Here is an 18,286-nt window from a genome sequence, read left to right as displayed (position 1 = left end):
TCTGTTGTTTTATGGTGTCATAATCTTCTGATTTATTTCTCCAGTCAACCTTGTTATGAAAAAAAGAAACGGAATGGTGTTCACATCACCCCCTGCAATATTATTTCCCTTCTTTAATAAACCGGATGGCTTCTCTTGTTTTATCTATCGAGTGAATCGTCTCATCATATTGAACGGTCGCCATCGATAAAAACAAAATGTCGATTAAATATAACTGCGCAAGGCGCGATGATGTGGCCGCACTTCGAAACGGCGCCTCCCCGGAATAAGCTGTAAACAACTTAATATCTGCTAGGGTAGAGACCGATGATTGTCCGTATTTCGTTAAACTAATCGTTTTAACGCCACGCTCTTTCGCTAGGGCCATCACTTTAATGACCTCGGGTGTTTCCCCTGAATGAGAGATTCCAAACACCACATCATCCTTATTCGCATTAGCTATTAAAGTAGCGACAAGATGCGTATCGGTAAAAGCGGTTGCATTTTTATGAATCCGTAGGAATTTCTGTTGTGCATCCTTGGCGATAATATTAGAAGCACCAATTCCAAAAAAATGAACATTTTGAGTAGGTAACAAGGTTTGTACAGCACGTTCCAATTCATCATAATTGATCATCTCTTCCGAATCACGGATGCTTTGGATACTATTGCTGGTTGTCTTTTGAACGATGGAGAAGAAGGATTCACCAGGTTCAATATCGCGATACCCTTGTTCAACAGGCTTCACTAAATCACTTGCAATTCTTACTTTTAAATCCTGAAACCCATTTAAGCCCAAGGACTTACAAAGCCTAATAACAGCTGCACCACTTGTATTTGCTTGAATCCCGATGTCATTGACTGTACTGTTTAAAATACTTTGGGGATTTTCAAGAATAAACTCCGCAATTTTCCGTTCCGAAGTCGGAAGCTGTTCAAGCATATTTTGAATCATTTTTAAACCGCCTGCTGCCACACAAAAGACCACCTTTTCATCCCATTCATTTTTCAACATTTTGGACTGCTTTTTTTACATACCCATTCGCTTCAGATAATAATGTTTCTGCTTCCTGTTTTGTTGTATCCGTCTTAATCATGACGATCGCCGTTTTGACTTGTAGATCTGCCTTTTCTAAAGTCTCCAAGGCCATCTCATAAGAAACCCCGGTAATTTTCTGGATGATTCCAATCGCCCGTTCCTTTAATTTTTGATTACTCACATGAACATCCACCATTAAATTTTCAAAGGCTTTCCCCAAAAGAATCATCGAGGAGGTAGAAATCATATTCAAAATCATTTTGTGGGCTGTCCCAGCTTTCAAACGAGTCGAACCAGTTAGTACCTCCGGACCGACAATCACCTCGATGCTTTGATCCGCTTCCTTACTAATCGCCGCATTTTTATTACATGAAAGGGCGACGGTTTTAGCGCCGATACTTCGTGCATAGCGAAGTGCTCCCATCACATAGGGTGTTCGACCGCTGGCAGCGATGCCAATAACCGTATCGTCATTCGTTAGTCCCAATGCTTTCAATTCACTAACACCGAGATCGGGATCATCCTCCGCTCCTTCCACCGCTTTTATAAAGGCACCTTCGCCCCCTGCCATAATACCTTGAACCATTTCTGGATCAGTGCTGAAGGTTGGCGGGCATTCGACTGCATCAAGCACCCCTAACCTGCCGCTCGTGCCTGCACCTAAATAAATAAGTCGCCCTCCCTTTTGAAAGGATTCAAATACAAACTGAACCGCTGCTTCTACATCTGGTAAGACATCCTTTACAGCTAGCGCCACTAATTGATCTTGCTCATTCATGATTCGTAATATATCCATTGGCTTTGCCGTATCAATCTTGATTGATTGTTGATTGCGCGATTCTGTTGTTAATAATTCAAGATTTTCTTCCATAGTATAGTTGACCTCCTATTGGTCTTTTCTACGCTGTAAGCGGTTACTCATATACTTATTATATTCTCTTTGAAATAACATTTCAATATTTTTATAGAAATACTGAAATGTTATTTTAAAAAATCTTTTTCCCTACTGTAACAGAACAATCTAACAAAGCGGATGGCACTAATCCAGTAAATAACGGCGGATGGCCGTCGCCACCCCTGCATCATTATTATTGCCCGTCACCTGATCTGCCAATAATTTCACTTTATCAGGTGCATTCCCCATCGCAATTCCTAATCCTGCCGCGGAAAGCATAAGGGCGTCATTATAGTTATCGCCAATCGCAACGGTATGTGAGATAGGGATACCTAACTGCTCAGAAAGCTTTAACAGTGCGGAGGCCTTGGTCACACCACTCGGAGAAATTTCTAAATTGATGAAATTGAAACTGCTGCTAATCTCCATATCCTCTATCTGTTCCCCAATCCGTTTGGAAAAATCTTCGAGTGCATTGCTATCATCAAAAACGGCTATTTTTGTAATCTCAGGTTGATTTTCCTTCAGATATTGGTAAAAATGCTCAATGACATGAACCTGGCATTTTTCCCGAAAGCTTTGACAGTTTTTGAACTCGCCGCCTGATCTTTTAAGAGAGGGAATATTATTTTCAATCCAGGTCTCATTCCATTTATTTACCTTTGGGACTAGGAGCGTATCCCCTTCATAAAAATGAGCATAGATCCCTTCCCTTTCGCATAATTCCCAGAAACTCAATAGAGATTCATGCTGGAAAACCGATTGTTCGCTAACCTCTCCATTCTCATCAAGCAGGATGGCGCCATTGTAAGCAATGATGGGCTCTCCCTTTAGGCCGATGGTATTGGCAATCCATCTTGTTGAAAGTGGGGAACGTCCGCTGCAAATAACCACCCTTCCCCCTCTTCGACGGTACTCTTGAATCGCCTCTATTGTTTCAATATCAATCTCTCTTTGATCGGTTAATAATGTCCCATCGAGGTCAGTCGCTAATAATGGATATTTCATTTTTACCTCTCCTTATGAAGTCATTTTTTAATATTATTATATTTTTTTTGAAATTATATTTCAAAATTGTTTTTCTATTTCCTATTTTTTCAATGAGTATGTTCGTTTATGTTAAATCAGGGCCTGGATTTAGATATAATGAAGGTAAGGGAGGTGCTTACCTTGCTTCAACCCGATCTCGCGGAAAAAATTGTCAAGGAAGTCCGGAAATTAATCGGTGAAGAAATCATTGTCGTTAACACAGATGGCCATATTATTGCTGGCACCAATCGGGAGAGAGTCGGTGCTTTCCATGAAGGAGCATTAATCACTTCACAAAACAGGAAAAAGCTGATCATCACAGAAAAAGAGATACCGCAATTAAAAGGGGTAAAGCCGGGAATTAATCTTCCTATCCTGTTTCAAAATGAGGTCATTGGTGTGATTGGGATTACTGGGGACCCTGAAACCATCACCCCATTTGGTGAAATCATTCGCAAAATGACGGAGCTGTTAATTAGTGAAAACTACTATGCCGAACAATTTGATTGGCACTCTCGAACAATCGAAACCTTCGTAATGGAATGGCTGCAAACAAAAGAGCCAAGTCCTGAACTAGTGGATAAAGCTCGAACGCTATCCATCAATCTTGAACTAGATCGAACGGCAGCCATTATTGAGTTTGACAAAAGAAACTATCCACTTTCAAGGGATGTTTGGTCCTCTATTTTGAAATCATTTTCTCAAAGTAAGCATGATGTCACAGCACGGTCCGGAAATGAACGAATCATTCTCTTAATCGATAGTTCCGCTACTGTTCATCCAACAACTATCAAAAAACGGCTGAATCATTTTTTGCAATTTTTAAAGAATACCTTTGGAATTTCCGCTTATGCAGGGGTTGGACAAAAAGGAGAAGGCAATCTGATACGCCATTCCTATGAGCAGGCCGAACGAGCGCTGAAAATTGCTAGATGTAAACGAGAGATTATATTCGATGAGGAATTAATGCTTGAAATGATCACTGAGGAGCTTCGTCCTGAGGTAAAATCAGCTTACATCCAGCGAACCATTGGTTCGATATTATCTGAAAGTGAATTGCTCGAAACACTAACAGAACTATTTAAGCAAAACCACTCCTTAAAAAACACGGCCCAATCCTTGCATATCCATATAAATACACTGCATTATCGCCTAAAAAAGGTCGAGGACATGACACATTTAAAACCAAGCAAGATTCACGATTTACTCTGTCTGTACCTAGCCATTCTTTTTTTAGAAGAACAGCCAATGCTTGAAAAATAATAGGCTTTAGCTACCATCTTTTTAGATAAACAACCAAAAACAGAATAATAATATACTTTTTTTTTAGATGTTTATCCATAGCAGGTAGACTTCTTTTTTTTTATACTTTAAACAGTATGAAAATAGTTTACGCAGCACGGAGAGGATGGGGGAAACAAAATGCTTATTAATGAAGTGAAAGAAAAATTGATTGCCATTGTGACCAATGCTAATTATGATGATTCCAAAACTGAACGATTAGTTTACTCCTATGATGCCACGCCAAACTTCCAGTCAATGCCGGATGCCGTTGTCAGCCCGAGGAACACAGAGGAAGTTTCACAAATCTTAAAGGTTTGTAATCAATATAAGGTTCCAATTGTGCCACGCGGCTCGGGAACGAACCTTTGTGCCGGAACATGCCCAACTGAGGGCGGAATAGTCCTGCTTTTTAAACATATGAACAAGATCCTCGAAATTGATGAAGAGAATCTAACCGTAACCGTTCAGCCTGGTGTCATCACGCTTGATATGATTCATGCCGTGGAAGAAAAGGGGCTTTTCTATCCTCCTGATCCAAGCTCGATGAAAATCTCCACGATTGGTGGCAACATCAATGAAAACTCTGGTGGTTTGCGCGGACTCAAATACGGAGTAACCCGCGATTATGTTATTGCACTTGAAGTGGTGTTGCCTAATGGCGATATTATTCGGACTGGCGGAAAGCTGGCAAAGGATGTCGCTGGTTATGATTTGACCCGTCTGTTTGTCGGCTCTGAAGGAACACTAGTTGTTATTACTGAGGCCACACTTAAATTGATTCCGATGCCAGAAACGAAAAAAACGATGCTTGCCCTTTACCAAGACCTATCCGCTGCCGCCAAGTCGGTGTCAGCGATTATTGCGAATAAAATCATTCCAACAACACTTGAGTTTCTTGACCAGCCCACCTTACAGGTAGTTGAGGATTTTGCCAAAATCGGACTGCCAACTGATGTGAAGGCCGTCCTTTTAATCGAGCAGGACGGACCTCCTGAAGTCGTCGAACGTGATTTAACAAGAATAGCCGATATTTGTAAGCAGGAACAGGCAGTCTCGATTCAAATTGCCGCTTCTGAAGCAGAAGCTGAAGCACTGAGGACTGCACGACGCACCGCACTATCTGCGATTGCCCGCTTAAAGCCGACGACAATCCTCGAAGACGCGACGGTCCCGAGGTCAGAAATTGCCAATATGGTGAAAGCCATCAATGAGATTACTGACAAATATCAGCTGACCATTTGTACCTTCGGCCATGCCGGGGATGGGAATCTCCACCCTACCTGTGCAACCGATGCCAGGAATCACGAAGAAATGGAACGAGTTGAAAAAGCCTTTGCCGAAATATTTGAACACGCGATTGCCTTAGGCGGAACGATTACCGGGGAACATGGAGTCGGCGCAATGAAAGCCCCCTACCTCGAATGGAAGCTAAAAGAAGAAGGAATCGCAGCAATGAAAGCCATTAAGCACGGGTTTGACCCTAATAATATCATGAATCCAGGGAAGGTTTTTGCCAAAGACAGCAAGAAACGCGTGGTGGTGACAAAATGACAACCATGAAAGAGCAAGAAAAGATCCAAGAGCAATTTAAAGCCCGAATGAACGAAGATGATTTGCTAAACTGTATGCGTTGCGGTTTTTGCCTGCCAACTTGCCCAACGTATATTGAATCAGGCTACAAAGAATCCCATTCCCCTAGAGGTCGAATTGCCCTGATGAAGGCGGTCGTCGATGAGGTGATTGAGCCGGATGAAGATTTTGAACGTTCACTCGAACTTTGTCTCGGCTGCAGGGCCTGCGAACCAGTCTGCCCCTCTGGTGTGAATTATGGTCATTTATTAGAAGATGCTAGGGATATCATCAATCAAAACAAGAAACACTCTTTACCAGCACGGATCGTCAGAAAAACAGTTTTTCAAGGATTATTTCCGCACCCAAACAGGATGCGCGGGACAGTAGGCTTACTGGGCTTCTATCAACGCTCCGGAATTCAAACGATTGCACGAAAAATTGGTTTTTTGGGACTTTTACCTGAAAGTTTGGTGACAATGGAAAAAGTACTGCCCAAGGTGCCGACGATGAAAGAGATGAAAAATCGTCCTGAATATCTTCCGGCAATCGCTGAAAAAGTTAACCGGGTAGCTTTTTTCAGCGGCTGTTTAATGGATACGATGTTCCTAAAGACAAACGATGCCACCATGAAATTGCTACAATTAGCCGGCTGTGAGGTCGTTATTCCACAGAATCAAGTATGCTGCGGAGCCTTGCATGGACACAGCGGCGAAAAACAAACCGCCAAGGATCTGGCTAAAAAGAATATCATCGCCTTCGAAAACTTAAACGTGGACTATATCATTACCAACGCTGGCGGTTGTGGCGCATTCCTAATCGATTATGATCATTTACTGAAGGATGATCCTGTTTGGAAAGACCGAGCCAAAGATTTCAAGGAAAAGATAAAGGACATTTCCGAAGTATTGGTAGCAGTCGACTTTCATCAAAAGGTGAAATTAGAGCTCCCGCCACAGGTTATCACCTATCAGGATTCGTGCCATCTAAGAAATGTGATGAAAACAGCATCCGCACCAAGAACCCTTCTTACAGGGATTCAAGGTGTGGAATATAAAGAAATGAAAGACGCCGACCGCTGCTGCGGATCTGCCGGAATTTATAATATTGTCGAGTCGGAAATGTCGATGGTGATGCTTGACTACAAAATGGTTCAAGCGAAATCTTCCCATGCGACCACCATTGTCACCGCTAATCCTGGCTGCTTGTTACAAATGCAGCTGGGAATTGAAAGGGAAGCGCTATCGTCAAAAATGAGAGGGGTTCATATTGTGGACCTATTAATTGAGGCTGTAAAACAAGCATAAAAAGAGGCTGTCCCAAAGGTTCACTGAAAAGTGATCTTTATTGGGACAGCCCTTTTTCACCACTAAATTAATTTACTGCCCTCCATTACTTTAGCTAAGGCGATAGCAATTCATCTTCATCTGAACATGGGTACGAACGAAAAATGATTTTCCATTCTCAGAAATGTTACTGGCATTATTCTTTATTAGAAAGCAGCTCCGATACACTTACGAATTGATACCCTTTTTCCTTAAGGGCTGGCAGAAAAATTTTTAAAGCCTCAACAGTTTGGCTTCTGTCACCACCGCCATCATGAAGGAGAATAATGTCCCCATTCCTGGCATGCCGAATGACATGATTGGCAATGACTTGTGCACCAGGTAGGGACCAATCCTTTAATTCCTGATGATAGGACCAAAGCACGACTTTATATCCTTGTCTTTTTGCCTCCTGTAGTAAGTCATTGTCTAAATATCCTCCTGGGGGCCGGAACAACTTAGGATGGTTTGGCTGGTACTTTTGGATAATGCGTTCAGCCTGAATGATTTCAAAGTGCATCTGTTGAAAGCCAACTTTATTTTCATACGGATGTGTCATCGAATGATTGCCCAATTCATTACCGGCCTCGACAACTTGTTGGACAACCTCCGGATATCGCTCCATTCGATTTCCAATCTGAAAAAATGTTGCGTTGGCATTATACTTTTCCAGGACGGCCAGAACCTGTGGTGTATAGATAGGATTTGGTCCATCGTCAAACGTTAAAGCGATGACCTTTTTCTTAGTAGTGACATCCCAAACAACCTGCCCGGTTGGCTCTACTTGCTTTCGCTTGATCATCCCTGCATTTGCATTCGTGTAGATATTGGTATAGAAACAGATGAATACAATAACGAAGAGCACCCATTTCATCACTTTAAAGCCCCTTTATCAATCCTTTTCTTACCGAGAACGTAAGTCTTTATATTTTGCACCATTATGATGATTACTATGTTGAGATATTGCTCAATTTACCATTTATATCATTTCATCTTCTACCATATCTCTGGCTCAGCAGACAAGAATCTTTGACGTTGATGGTTTGCCCGTCCGTCACGTCCTATCTTTAAGTATCCGGGTTAACATCTTGATTCCAATATGGTACGGTATTGATGTTTCAGAATAATATATAGAGATTTCAATCTAGCGGTTTTTTGGAGGAATATTATGTCATTCTTTGATTTTTTAAATAATAAATGCATAATCTGTAAGCGGAAAGTAAAGCCTCTAAGAAAATACATCGATGACAAAGGAAGGGTAATCAAGGTCTGCATTCCTTGTTCAGAATATGCTGAGCGGAGAGCCTATCGAGTCAAAAAATAATGAATAAATATAATGAAAGCTCCTTGACACGGTCCGGTTTTTTTACTTCAATTCGAATATTTCAGAATTTATTGAAGTCCTTCTTAGTGCACTTATACGTTCAGAATTTATTGATATTCTGATTAGCCAAGAAAAACCGAAGGAATTCCCTCGGTTTCTTTTGGAAAGTTGATTATTCTTTTATTGCGGCATCAACAGTAGTTTCTTCAGCGTTTTCTACAGCTGCTACTTCTTTTGTTGCTTCTTCAGATTCAACTTTAGTTGCTTCGTCTGTAGTTTCTTCAGCTGCTACTTCAGTAACTTCTTCTTCTGTTGTTTTTTCAGTTACTACTTCAGTACTTTCGTCTGTCACTTCCGTAGTTTCCTCAGTTACCTTTTCAGCTTCCTCAGTTACTACATCTTCAGAAACTTCTTCGCCAGCTAGGACAGCGGAGTTTGCTGCGGCATGAGCTTTTGCAGCCTCACTTGCATGTACGCTCGCTTGAGATTTTGCTTTGTTAGCAGCAGAAGGATTTACCTTTGCTTCTTTCTCAGCATCTGCTTCAGGAGCATCCGCTTCATCGTCCTCATTTGTTTTTACTACTGCATCAGTAACAAAATTGACTTTCTTGGAATTGGAATTAGAATCTGAATCATCAGCAGCATCTTCTTTATCCTCATTTTTTACTGCAGAATCAGAATCAAGATTTGCAGTTTTTTCATCTTCTTTAACTGCCACTTCATTATCGTCAACTTTTACAGCAACATCGTTTTCAAGAGCAGCTGTTTCTTTCGTTTCAGAATCTGAATCAGTATCATTAGTTACCTCATTAGGGACAACAGTAACTACTTCTTCTGCAGGTTCTTGTGCTGGAGTTTCTTCAGTTATTACTTCTTCTGTTATCACTTCTTCAGCTTGTTTTCCCTTACCATGAACCGCTGAATTTGGAGCAGCATGCATTTTTGCTGTCTCACTGGCATGCACACTCGCCTGTGATTTATTAACCTTTTCTTCTTTAGACTTCACAGTTTCTTTCGCTTCTACTTCTTTCTGTCCCTTTATAGCTGGTACCGCACAATGGGCAGACTTTTCTTTTTCATTTTCTTTTTCGTTTTCTTTTACATTAGCTTTTTTATGTGCTTTTTCGTTTTCTTTTACATTTTCGTTTTCGTAATTTTCACTTTTTATATGAACGCTATGTTCTGTTTTTGCTTTATCATGGCCTGCTGCTTCAGTTAAATGGCCTCCGGTAAAAATTCCAAAAGACAATGCTCCTGTCAGTACTAAAGATTTAACAACATTATTCGGATTAAGGTAGTGTTTCATTATTTAATTCGCTCCTTTAATTATCGTGTTCCGTGGCTTTTTGCTGCGGTAAACGGTTTATAAAAAAGGAGCTTCCTGCGGCGGTGGTGCAGGCGGCGCATTCACCCATTGGTTATTTAAAAATGCATCTCGAGAGAGGTAAGGCTGGACAAGTTTGATTTCATAGTATTTATTCCATTCAAACCATTTTTCCATCAAGCTTAATGTGCTTAATCCGCTGCTGATCCGATCATTTGAATGACCTCCAGAACCGTTCGTCCTTTGCGTTGAGTTAATCTCCTGGCTCATCTTTGGAATTTCTCCCTGACTAGCAGGGTCCTGTCCCTGTTTTTGCGGCTCTGATTCAATGAGTTCAAAACTATCTTCCTTTTTTGTACTTGATACGTGTGGCTTGAACGCATTAACCAATCCCGCCGATTGGCCTTTGTTTTTAACTTCAATATGAGCATTAGGCAATGAATCAGAATTCCCGGATTTATTTTTTGGAGCCGCCTTATTCTTTCCTAACCCACTATTATTTTCCTGTCTCCCGTCTACTTTTTCTGACAAGGAAGATTTAGCTTCCTTCTCAGATTTTTTTATCGCAGACCGCATGTTACCTTTCGCCTGTTCTGGCAAATCTCTCGCTGCTGCTTTAGGTTTCTGGGAATCTGATCGTTGAATTGAACCGTTAGATGCCGACTGTTTTGCCCTAGCTTGATTTTTAACAGCTGGTTCAGGTAACACCACAGTTTTTTCTATGGATTTTGCATTTTTGGCTTTTGGCGAAACGTTAGTTTGTACAGCTTCGTTATCATTTTTTAATGAGCTATTTGCATGTATTGACGCTTTTTGAGAATGCTGCTGTCCACTTAGTTCGTTCTTTTCGGCAAAGGCATTGCCCGGTAAAAACACGGCCGCTCCAACCATAAGACCTGTTATAAGAATATAGCGGAAGTGCAAGATGTCACCCCCTTTCATCTCATCGTAATGTTCATGAACAGCATTCGAGGTAATAAGACATTTTTTGGCCGTTTTCAACTCTCCCACTAGAAAACGATGCTATTCACCTAAGAACACCTGATTCAGATGGCCCTTCTTTTTGGTACTTTTTATTAATTTCTGACTATTTTGGACTATTCGATAGTTTATTGAAAACCAAGTTCATTAATTTTAAAAACTGATTATTAGTAAATATTTCACTGATGTGGATAGTAAATTGCTTATTATCGAACGACTTCAAAATAATAAATTATAAAAAAAAGGAGCACTGCCACAAAAAAGTGGAGAGCTCCATTTGATATAAACGATTCTACCTATTCTTTATTTCTTTTTCTTCACATTAATATACAATTTTCCGTCAGCTGCTTGTCTTGACTCATTACCATAGGAATCCACAGCCTTCACCTCAATGACGGCACCGTCGGCAACCATGTCCTTCGTAGCGGTGTAATATCCGACATAATATCCTGGTGACACCTCCATCATTGGAAGCTCTGTTGCATTTGCTAGTTGCGATGTTTTCGTTTGTGTCAACGGCATATGAATGAAGAAAGATGTTTTCAAGCCAGGTTCACTCGTGAACTCAATCTTTACACTTTCGCCTTTCTTCAATTCCTTATCTTCAGAAGGTTTTACATTTTTAATCAATGGTGGCGTGTATTTCACGTCAACTTTTAACGATTTTTCCGTCGTGTTTCCTGCCTTATCCTTGGCCAAAACCTTGATTTGATTGATTCCTTCATCCAGCATAATTCTGGCGGAATAGGTTCCATTTTCAACTTTTGCTGTTGTTCCATTGACAAGGACAAAATTTAAATGATCATCTTTCACTTTTCCTTTAACCGTGACCGTTTCCATATTCATTTTACTTCCATCTGTTGGTGTATCAATGGTTAATTCCGGCGCTTCGGCATCAAAGGTTACCGTAACTGGCGCAGATGCATCCGTCATCCCTTGGGACGTGGAAGCCTTAGCCGTTAATTGATTCTCACCCTTTTTGAGTTTCACGTCAACAGCATAGCTGCCATCATCCTTTGTATTAACGGAAGCGACTTCTTCGCCTTTATTAAATATATGAACCTTTGTCGTTGGTGCAGCTTCACCTTTCACAGTTACTGTTTCAACGTTCGTGAACGTTCCATCAACAGGAGAGGTAATCGATGGTTCTGTTACTTCATAATCAACCACGGCACGAATCATATAATTACCCTCAGCTTCTGGAGAAGGTGTCCATGCGCCACCAACTAGCTGCCAGCTTCGTTTCGCATTTGGACCATTCTCATCTGTTGCTAGACCAGGAGAGCTTGTATTTGCTGCAGCTTGGATGTAGACCATATAGAAATCTCCTTCAACAAGGATACCATGGCTGTTCAAATCCACTTTTGTCCACTGACCATTTCGAAGTGCAGTAGCATCAAATGGACCGGCTAGTTTTTTACCAGGTGCACCGTCAGGACCTGAAGCATCATATACGGCTACTTTGAAGGCAGTGCCGCCTGGAACTGGCCATTCTGAAGTCCAGAAGCGGAACAAGCCGCCTGTCACTAATGCCTTTTTCTGCCCTTTTGCTAATGACATTTTTACAGCCCAGCCATTTCCGGCATCGTAAAAAGCTCGCGCATTTTCCGCAGTGCCATCGTCATAACCAATCTCACTTGGGAAACCGATGAAAGGCTTAATATCGAAATTTTTCTCAATATTTCCTTTAAGTTTAATCGTTGCTTCCTGACTATAATAGTGAGGTGCAATGACTTTAAGCGTATAATCCCCTTCATAGGCAGTGATCGTAAAATGCCCGTTTGCATCCGTTTGGACAGGCTGAACAGCTGCATCTTCAATCACATAAACAGTCGCCCCAGCAACTGGCTGTCCTGATGCCTTATTCTTGATCGTTCCTGAAACAGTTCCCTTCGCTTTTTCCTGAAGTGTAAAGTTCGCTGTTGCTTCTCCGTCCTGTGCAATCGTTACTGATTTAGTTTGCGAGTGATAGCCATAGCTTTCAGCAATGACCGTAAATGTTCCTGCTGCATGTGTCATCTCAAAGCTTCCATTAGCCGGATTGGTGGTTACAGAACGACCGGATTCCACAACCGTTACTTGAGCCTGCATAGGTAATTGCATTGGAGCAGCCTTTTCAGTGGTTGCTTCCTTTTTCACCTCAGGCATCATCAGAGTGAACTTATCCGGATTGACCTTTTCCTTTTTAACAGAATCAGTTGCAGACTCCTCTTTTTCAGTAGTGACGTCCACCTCTGCTTTTTGTGGTGCAGCAAGTGGTGTATTCGATAGACGAACATCATCTAAATACCAGCCAAGTTTTGTTACACTGCCATCTGTTTTTAGGTTGAAGGCAATGTAAATTCTTTGGCCCGCATATTCACTTAAATCGACTTGACCGTCAATCCAACCATTTGACACATCATTGACACGAAGCTTTTGAACCCAGTTTACCGCATCTGTTGAAACATAAACATGGCCGAAATCATAGTTTCTCTCAAGTTCGTACCATTGCTTGAATTGCAGGTAGCTGCTTCCTTGCGGTAAATCAATTGGCGGCATCTGTAAGGAAGCATTTGCGTTGCTCGCATAGGCTCCGCCAAGATTGGTCGCATAGACTTTCTCACCAGAGAAGGCCTTGCTAGGGCCGCTCGTTGGCTTACCCCACTGCCATGAATCATTGGCCCCGTATGAAGACCATCCGCCCGGATTACTTTCAAAATCTTGCACATAACCGACTGTAATTCCCGGAAGCACGGTGATCCGATGTTCACTCACCGTTTCATTTCCACCAAAGTCAACTGCTTTCCATTTGTAATTGAATGCATTGCCTGAAATCTCTGCACCAGGAATATTCACGCGGTACGTTCCATTTTTATAATCCCCGCTAGTCCGTTCGGCAGCAACAGTCGTCCATGAACCATTTTGCTTTTGATATTGTAACGATACATTTGTTACACTAATATTGTCGGCAGCTGAAGCTTCTAACGTTAGCGGCATTCCTGCAAAAACCGTGGCAGGTTGGGAATGCGTTAACACCGGTGCTTCACTGTCGGTTCCATCTTTTGTTACTTGGCCTTTCAGTTTCCCTAAACCAGAAACAACAGAAGATACGGCATCAAATACATTCAATAATCCTGAGCCATAACCGTTATTTGGTGATGTTGGGTATTTGTTGTCTGTTAAAGGAATAGCTGATGTTTGTAAAATTCTTTCTAAATCATCAACCGTTAAACTTGCATTTGCTTGCTTTAGTAAGGCAACTGCCGCTGATACATGCGGACCAGCCATCGAGGTTCCATTCCAGCCGCCTTCATAGCTGCCGCCAGGGACGGAAGAACGGATATTGACACCAGGTGCTGCAATTTCTGGTTTGATTTCCCCATATGGAGATGGTCCAAGTAAGGAAAAGCTTCCAAGTTTGTTGTTAATATCGGTAGCTCCTGTCGCGAAGGATTCTGGATAGTTAGCAGGGTTGGCAACAGATCCAGGACCTCCAGGATTACTTAACGTTGTATTTCCAGCAGAGAATTCTGGGAAGATTTCTGCTGCTTTCCATGCCCGAACCATTGGACGGTACCACTCATCAAGTCCAGGACCTCCGCCCCATGAATTATTAATAACATCTGGTGCCTTATCAGGGTTTCCACCTGGGGCAATCATCCATTCGCCAGCTCTTAACAAATCTGCATCTGTACCGCCAGCTGCTGTGAATGCCTTTGCCGCAATCCACTTTGCACCTGGTGCGACACCGATGATATTGGAACCATTTGGCTCTGAACCAACCATCGTTCCTGTTGTATGTGTTCCATGCCCGTGGTCATCATATGGTGTAGTTTGACCACGAGTTGCATCAAACCAGCTATACGTATTATCCGCTTGACCTGTTGCTGGATTATAACCGCGATATTTTTCCTTTAATGCCGGATGATTCCATTGCACTCCGGTATCAATCGAACCAATGACAACCCCGCTGCCATCGATCCCCATTTCCCAAACTGCAGGGGCTCCTACACGATCAATATTCCATTCGATCGAATTGGTTCCTGCTGCCGGTTCTTGTACAGCTGTACCTGAGGATTTTTCCGGAACGAACAATTGTCTTGTTTCGTTCGGGAGGATTTTTTCAACCTCTAGAAATGCTGCTGCTTTTTCCATTACTTCTTGTGTTGCTGTAACCGCAATCGCATTCACGATATAGTAGGAATGAACATCCTTGGCCTTTCCAGCCTTCACTTGCTCTTCAAGAAACGCTAACACGTCAGACTGTGTTTCTTTTGCCGTTGCTTTTAACTCGGAAACAATTGTGTTTCGCTTTAATGATTTTGTTTTTGCAGGTGTCGCCTTCTGCTGCTTGGCTTTATCCTCAGCTGCCTTGGCAACTTTAGCTGAATCCACCTGCTCTTTCATTTTGATAAGAAAGGTAACTTTATCTTGATCAGCAAATTGCTTGTACAACGAATTCGTTACTTTTTGCTTTGGTGTTGGCAGCTCATCCTTGGCTGAAACACTTACTCCTTTTGTAGCAGCGTCAGCATTCATTTGCGGTTGCAAGAGCAACGGCAATACTAGAATGGCTGTAAGTAGAATCGATAACCATCGGCGTTGTTTTCTTTTCATCCTCTTACCCCCCTAAGTATTTTCCTTCATCAATGAATCTACTACCCTCCTTTCTCGTGCACACTATATGTCAATAACTAGGTGCTACTTTAAAAATAGCCCTTTAAAACTGGCTTTTGTGTCGAATCTCGTCATATAAATTAGAATATTCAGAAATTGATAGTTTAGTTGTTATTGGGAAAATTGGAAAATTAGTCCGAAGTAATGTCGACAGTGCTTGTTTCATATTTCAGCTATATCCTTTTTACTAGTTCCACCATCTTTTTCGAGGATAATATTCCATTTTTTTCTAAAAATAATTCAATGGTCCTAGTTTAATTGATACATAGAAATGGACAAATTTTCACATTCAGTAATTTAATAGTTTTATTTTCCCCACTTCCACATGAAATACGTAAATGCCATTCTACACGTTAATGAATGCCAGGGTAGTGACTAAAAGGACCGCTGTACGCGGCGGCGGAGAAAGCAGGGCATATAGTGACCAAAACAAACAACCGCAAGCCCCTACATTCATGTATGGGGTGAGGTTGTTTGTTTTTTTTAGAACAAATGTTCCTAAAATATTGGAATTAGTTTGGGGTTTTTGATATAATAGATATATGAAAAGTCTAATCCAGTATAAAAGCAATAATAACGTAGTATATTCCTGCAAATATCATGTAGTTTGGTGTCCTAAATATAGAAGAAGTGTCTTAATAAACAGAGTAGATGAAAGGCTTAAATCTATTATTTTTGAAGTTGCAGAAGAAACTCATTCTGAAGTGATTGAAATGGAAATCATGCCTGATCACGTTCATCTCCTTGTTGAATGCGATCCCCAGTTAGGAATTAATAAACTCATTAGAATGATGAAAGGAAGAAGTTCTCGGTACTTACGCAGTGAATTCCCGTGGTTAAAAAGTAGAATCCCTTCCCTTTGGACGAATAGCTATTTTGTTTCCACTGTAGGTGGCACTACACTTGAAGTGGTGAAACAGTACATAGAAAACCAAAAAGGAGTGTAATCCCATGGCAACATCAAAAGATAGAACCCCTTCTTTTGTGGCGACGATTCGATTGAAAACGAATTTGAAGGAAGAGAAACAGCTTTTGGTGTTGTCTGATTGTGCAAGGCTGCTATACAATGCCTGTCTTGGCGAATGTTTGAAAAGACTTAAGATGGTTCAAGGAACGGAATTATATAAGGAAACTTTCAACTATCAAAAACATCAGAAGCAGATGTAGAAAAACGCAGAGGTAATTTTAAATATCTCAATGAGACATTTGGATTTACGGATGCATCCATCCAATCCTTTGGGACAAAAACGAAAAATGATTCTAAATTTATTGCAGAACATTTAGGAACTCACGTATGCCAAAAAGTATCTACCCGAGCTTTTAAAGCCACTCAAAAATATGCATTTAAACGTGCCAAAAAGGTGAGGTTTAAACGGAAGGGTGAGTTTGTAACAGTAGAAGGGAAAAATAATAAAACATTTCTTACGTATTCAAATGGATATGTTTTCGTTGGTAAAAACCTTACATTGAAATGCTTATTAGATCCGAAAGATAAATGGATGCAGTATGCTTTAAAACAGAAAATAAAATTTTGCAGAATTATAAAAAAGGAGGTTAAAGGGAAAAACCGTTTTTATGCCCAATTAATTTTGGAAGGAAATCCATATCAGAAATATGAATTAGGAAAAGAGAATATAGGACTGGATATTGGCCCTTCTACGATTGCGATTGTTGGGGAATCGATAGCAGAATTAAAAGAGTTTTGCGAAGAAGTGGTTTTGATAGATAAAGATAAAAGAAGAATAAACCGCAAAATGGACAGGCAACGTAGAGCCAATAACCCTAGTAACTATCAAAACAATGGAACGGTAAAAAAAGGGAAAAAGAAATGGGTTTACTCCAATCGCTATCTCCATACTCGTTCAAAGCACCGAGAATTGGAGAGAAGGATCAAAGAAGTAAGAAAGCAGCTGCATGGACGAGACACGAACCAAATCTTACAACGCTCATCCTCTATACAAACAGAAAAATTGTCGTATAAAGCCTTTCAAAAAATGTTCGGGAAAAGTATTGCTAGAAAGGCACCAGGTATGTTTTTAAACAGCTTAAAAAGAAAAGTGAAATCTCGCGGCGGAGATTTCCGGGAATTTCCTACCTACTCCACGAAGTTATCTCAAACCTGTCACTGTGGAATGATAAAGAAAAAACCACTCAAAGAAAGATGGCATAAATGCGGGTGCGGGGTAGTTGCCCAACGTGACCTATATAGTGCATTTTTGGCTAGATATGTAACCAAATCTAATCGTGTAGATATCAAAAATGCAAAAATGGATTGGATTCAATTTTCCTTTGTTTTGGATAAGTGTGTTTCGAATTTGGAAAGAAGGAAACCAGAAAGAAAGCTCATTTCAACATTTGGTATATAAACCCTTTGAGATGGCAGGCTAAATCTCTCGGTGCAGACGTACCCCGAAACAGTCAATAAGTTGTGAGTGGTGAGGGAATCCGAGCCCATGTAAATAGTCCTGTTTCGATTATTTGCATTAGAACGATTTCGGCTGTTGAAGCCTTTTAGACCAAAGTAAAGTTCATTTTCTAGATTCATTCTGGAGATTGGAAGAGCCCAGGTTATTTAAAGGTGGAACCCCCTTCATTTATGGATGGGGAGAGCGTCAGTATTTTGCTACGTTTGAGGTAGAAAGTGGAGATAGGATAGAATTTGAGGTAATGGTTACTGAATATGGCATGCTTGTTGAAGGGGACAACGGACAGCTGGCCTTCCAAGGCACAAGATATCATGGCTTTATTAGGGCCAATAAAAACATCAGAATTCGTTAATTGAACTCATTTTAGCGACACCATTAAAAAGAGCTCCTTTTATTATTTTAGGAGCCCTTTTTCTTGATTTTTACCTGCAAAAAAACGGATATGTGCCATT

General features: G+C 41.0%; 14 protein-coding genes. 7 read left to right on the top strand and 7 right to left on the bottom strand.

Annotation, left to right across the window (positions count from 1 at the left end; genetic code table 11):
• Window positions 1-100: 100 nt before the first annotated feature.
• The 3 genes from RTR43_RS03510 to RTR43_RS03500 form a co-directional block, all read right to left on the bottom strand.
• The gene (locus tag RTR43_RS03510; protein WP_312469803.1) at window positions 101-955 is read right to left on the bottom strand and encodes a MurR/RpiR family transcriptional regulator; all 855 of its coding nucleotides are present in this window, start codon (window positions 953-955) and stop codon (window positions 101-103) included.
• A 25-nt stretch (window positions 956-980) separates the two neighbouring features.
• On the bottom strand, window positions 981-1,889 hold the full coding sequence (gene murQ, locus RTR43_RS03505; RefSeq protein ID WP_312469691.1) for an N-acetylmuramic acid 6-phosphate etherase: 909 nt from the start codon (window positions 1,887-1,889) through the stop codon (window positions 981-983).
• Window positions 1,890-2,057: 168 nt separating this feature from the next.
• Window positions 2,058-2,921, bottom strand: a complete 864-nt coding sequence (locus RTR43_RS03500; RefSeq protein ID WP_312469690.1) for a Cof-type HAD-IIB family hydrolase — start codon at window positions 2,919-2,921, stop codon at window positions 2,058-2,060.
• Window positions 2,922-3,083: 162 nt separating this feature from the next.
• Here RTR43_RS03500 and RTR43_RS03495 point away from each other — a divergent pair, with 162 nt between their 5' ends.
• From RTR43_RS03495 to RTR43_RS03485, 3 genes are all read left to right on the top strand, one after another.
• Window positions 3,084-4,205 (top strand): CdaR family transcriptional regulator, encoded by a 1,122-nt coding sequence (locus RTR43_RS03495; protein WP_312469689.1) that lies wholly within the window; start codon window positions 3,084-3,086, stop codon window positions 4,203-4,205.
• A gap of 159 nt (window positions 4,206-4,364) precedes the next feature.
• Complete coding sequence (gene glcD, locus RTR43_RS03490; protein ID WP_312469688.1) at window positions 4,365-5,777, top strand: glycolate oxidase subunit GlcD; 1,413 nt, start codon at window positions 4,365-4,367, stop codon at window positions 5,775-5,777.
• Window positions 5,774-7,102, top strand: a complete 1,329-nt coding sequence (locus RTR43_RS03485) for a (Fe-S)-binding protein (RefSeq protein ID WP_312469686.1) — start codon at window positions 5,774-5,776, stop codon at window positions 7,100-7,102. The genes glcD and RTR43_RS03485 overlap by 4 nt, the downstream gene beginning before the upstream one ends.
• 175 nt (window positions 7,103-7,277) lie before the next feature.
• Here RTR43_RS03485 and RTR43_RS03480 read toward each other — a convergent pair whose 3' ends face one another.
• From RTR43_RS03480 to RTR43_RS03465, 4 genes are all read right to left on the bottom strand, one after another.
• The gene (locus RTR43_RS03480; RefSeq protein ID WP_312469684.1) at window positions 7,278-7,994 is read right to left on the bottom strand and encodes a polysaccharide deacetylase family protein; all 717 of its coding nucleotides are present in this window, start codon (window positions 7,992-7,994) and stop codon (window positions 7,278-7,280) included.
• 622 nt (window positions 7,995-8,616) lie between these two features.
• Window positions 8,617-9,750, bottom strand: a complete 1,134-nt coding sequence (locus RTR43_RS03475; protein WP_312469683.1) for a hypothetical protein — start codon at window positions 9,748-9,750, stop codon at window positions 8,617-8,619.
• 57 nt (window positions 9,751-9,807) lie between these two features.
• The gene (locus RTR43_RS03470) at window positions 9,808-10,770 is read right to left on the bottom strand and encodes a hypothetical protein (RefSeq protein WP_312469682.1); all 963 of its coding nucleotides are present in this window, start codon (window positions 10,768-10,770) and stop codon (window positions 9,808-9,810) included.
• Window positions 10,771-11,052: 282 nt separating this feature from the next.
• On the bottom strand, window positions 11,053-15,348 hold the full coding sequence (locus RTR43_RS03465) for a S8 family serine peptidase (RefSeq protein ID WP_312469681.1): 4,296 nt from the start codon (window positions 15,346-15,348) through the stop codon (window positions 11,053-11,055).
• A 602-nt stretch (window positions 15,349-15,950) separates the two neighbouring features.
• On the opposite strand from RTR43_RS03465, the gene tnpA reads away from it, so the two are divergent.
• The 4 genes from tnpA to RTR43_RS03445 all read left to right on the top strand — a co-directional run bounded on the left by tnpA (window position 15,951) and on the right by RTR43_RS03445 (window position 18,186).
• Window positions 15,951-16,355, top strand: a complete 405-nt coding sequence (tnpA, locus tag RTR43_RS03460) for an IS200/IS605 family transposase (protein WP_312469680.1) — start codon at window positions 15,951-15,953, stop codon at window positions 16,353-16,355.
• 4 nt (window positions 16,356-16,359) lie between these two features.
• Complete coding sequence (locus tag RTR43_RS03455) at window positions 16,360-16,575, top strand: hypothetical protein (RefSeq protein ID WP_312469679.1); 216 nt, start codon at window positions 16,360-16,362, stop codon at window positions 16,573-16,575.
• 194 nt (window positions 16,576-16,769) lie between these two features.
• Window positions 16,770-17,774, top strand: coding sequence for a zinc ribbon domain-containing protein (locus RTR43_RS03450; RefSeq protein WP_312469678.1), 1,005 nt, complete (start codon window positions 16,770-16,772; stop codon window positions 17,772-17,774).
• 187 nt (window positions 17,775-17,961) lie between these two features.
• Window positions 17,962-18,186, top strand: coding sequence for a DUF2500 domain-containing protein (locus tag RTR43_RS03445; RefSeq protein ID WP_396954526.1), 225 nt, complete (start codon window positions 17,962-17,964; stop codon window positions 18,184-18,186).
• The last annotated feature ends 100 nt before the right edge of the window (window positions 18,187-18,286 follow it).

This window comes from Neobacillus sp. (genome assembly GCF_031988165.1).
GTDB classification, from domain to species: domain Bacteria; phylum Bacillota; class Bacilli; order Bacillales; family Cytobacillaceae; genus Neobacillus; species Neobacillus rhizosphaerae.
The sequence above is the reverse complement of the archived record's forward strand: the minus strand, read 5'-3'. Positions and strand labels throughout refer to the sequence as shown.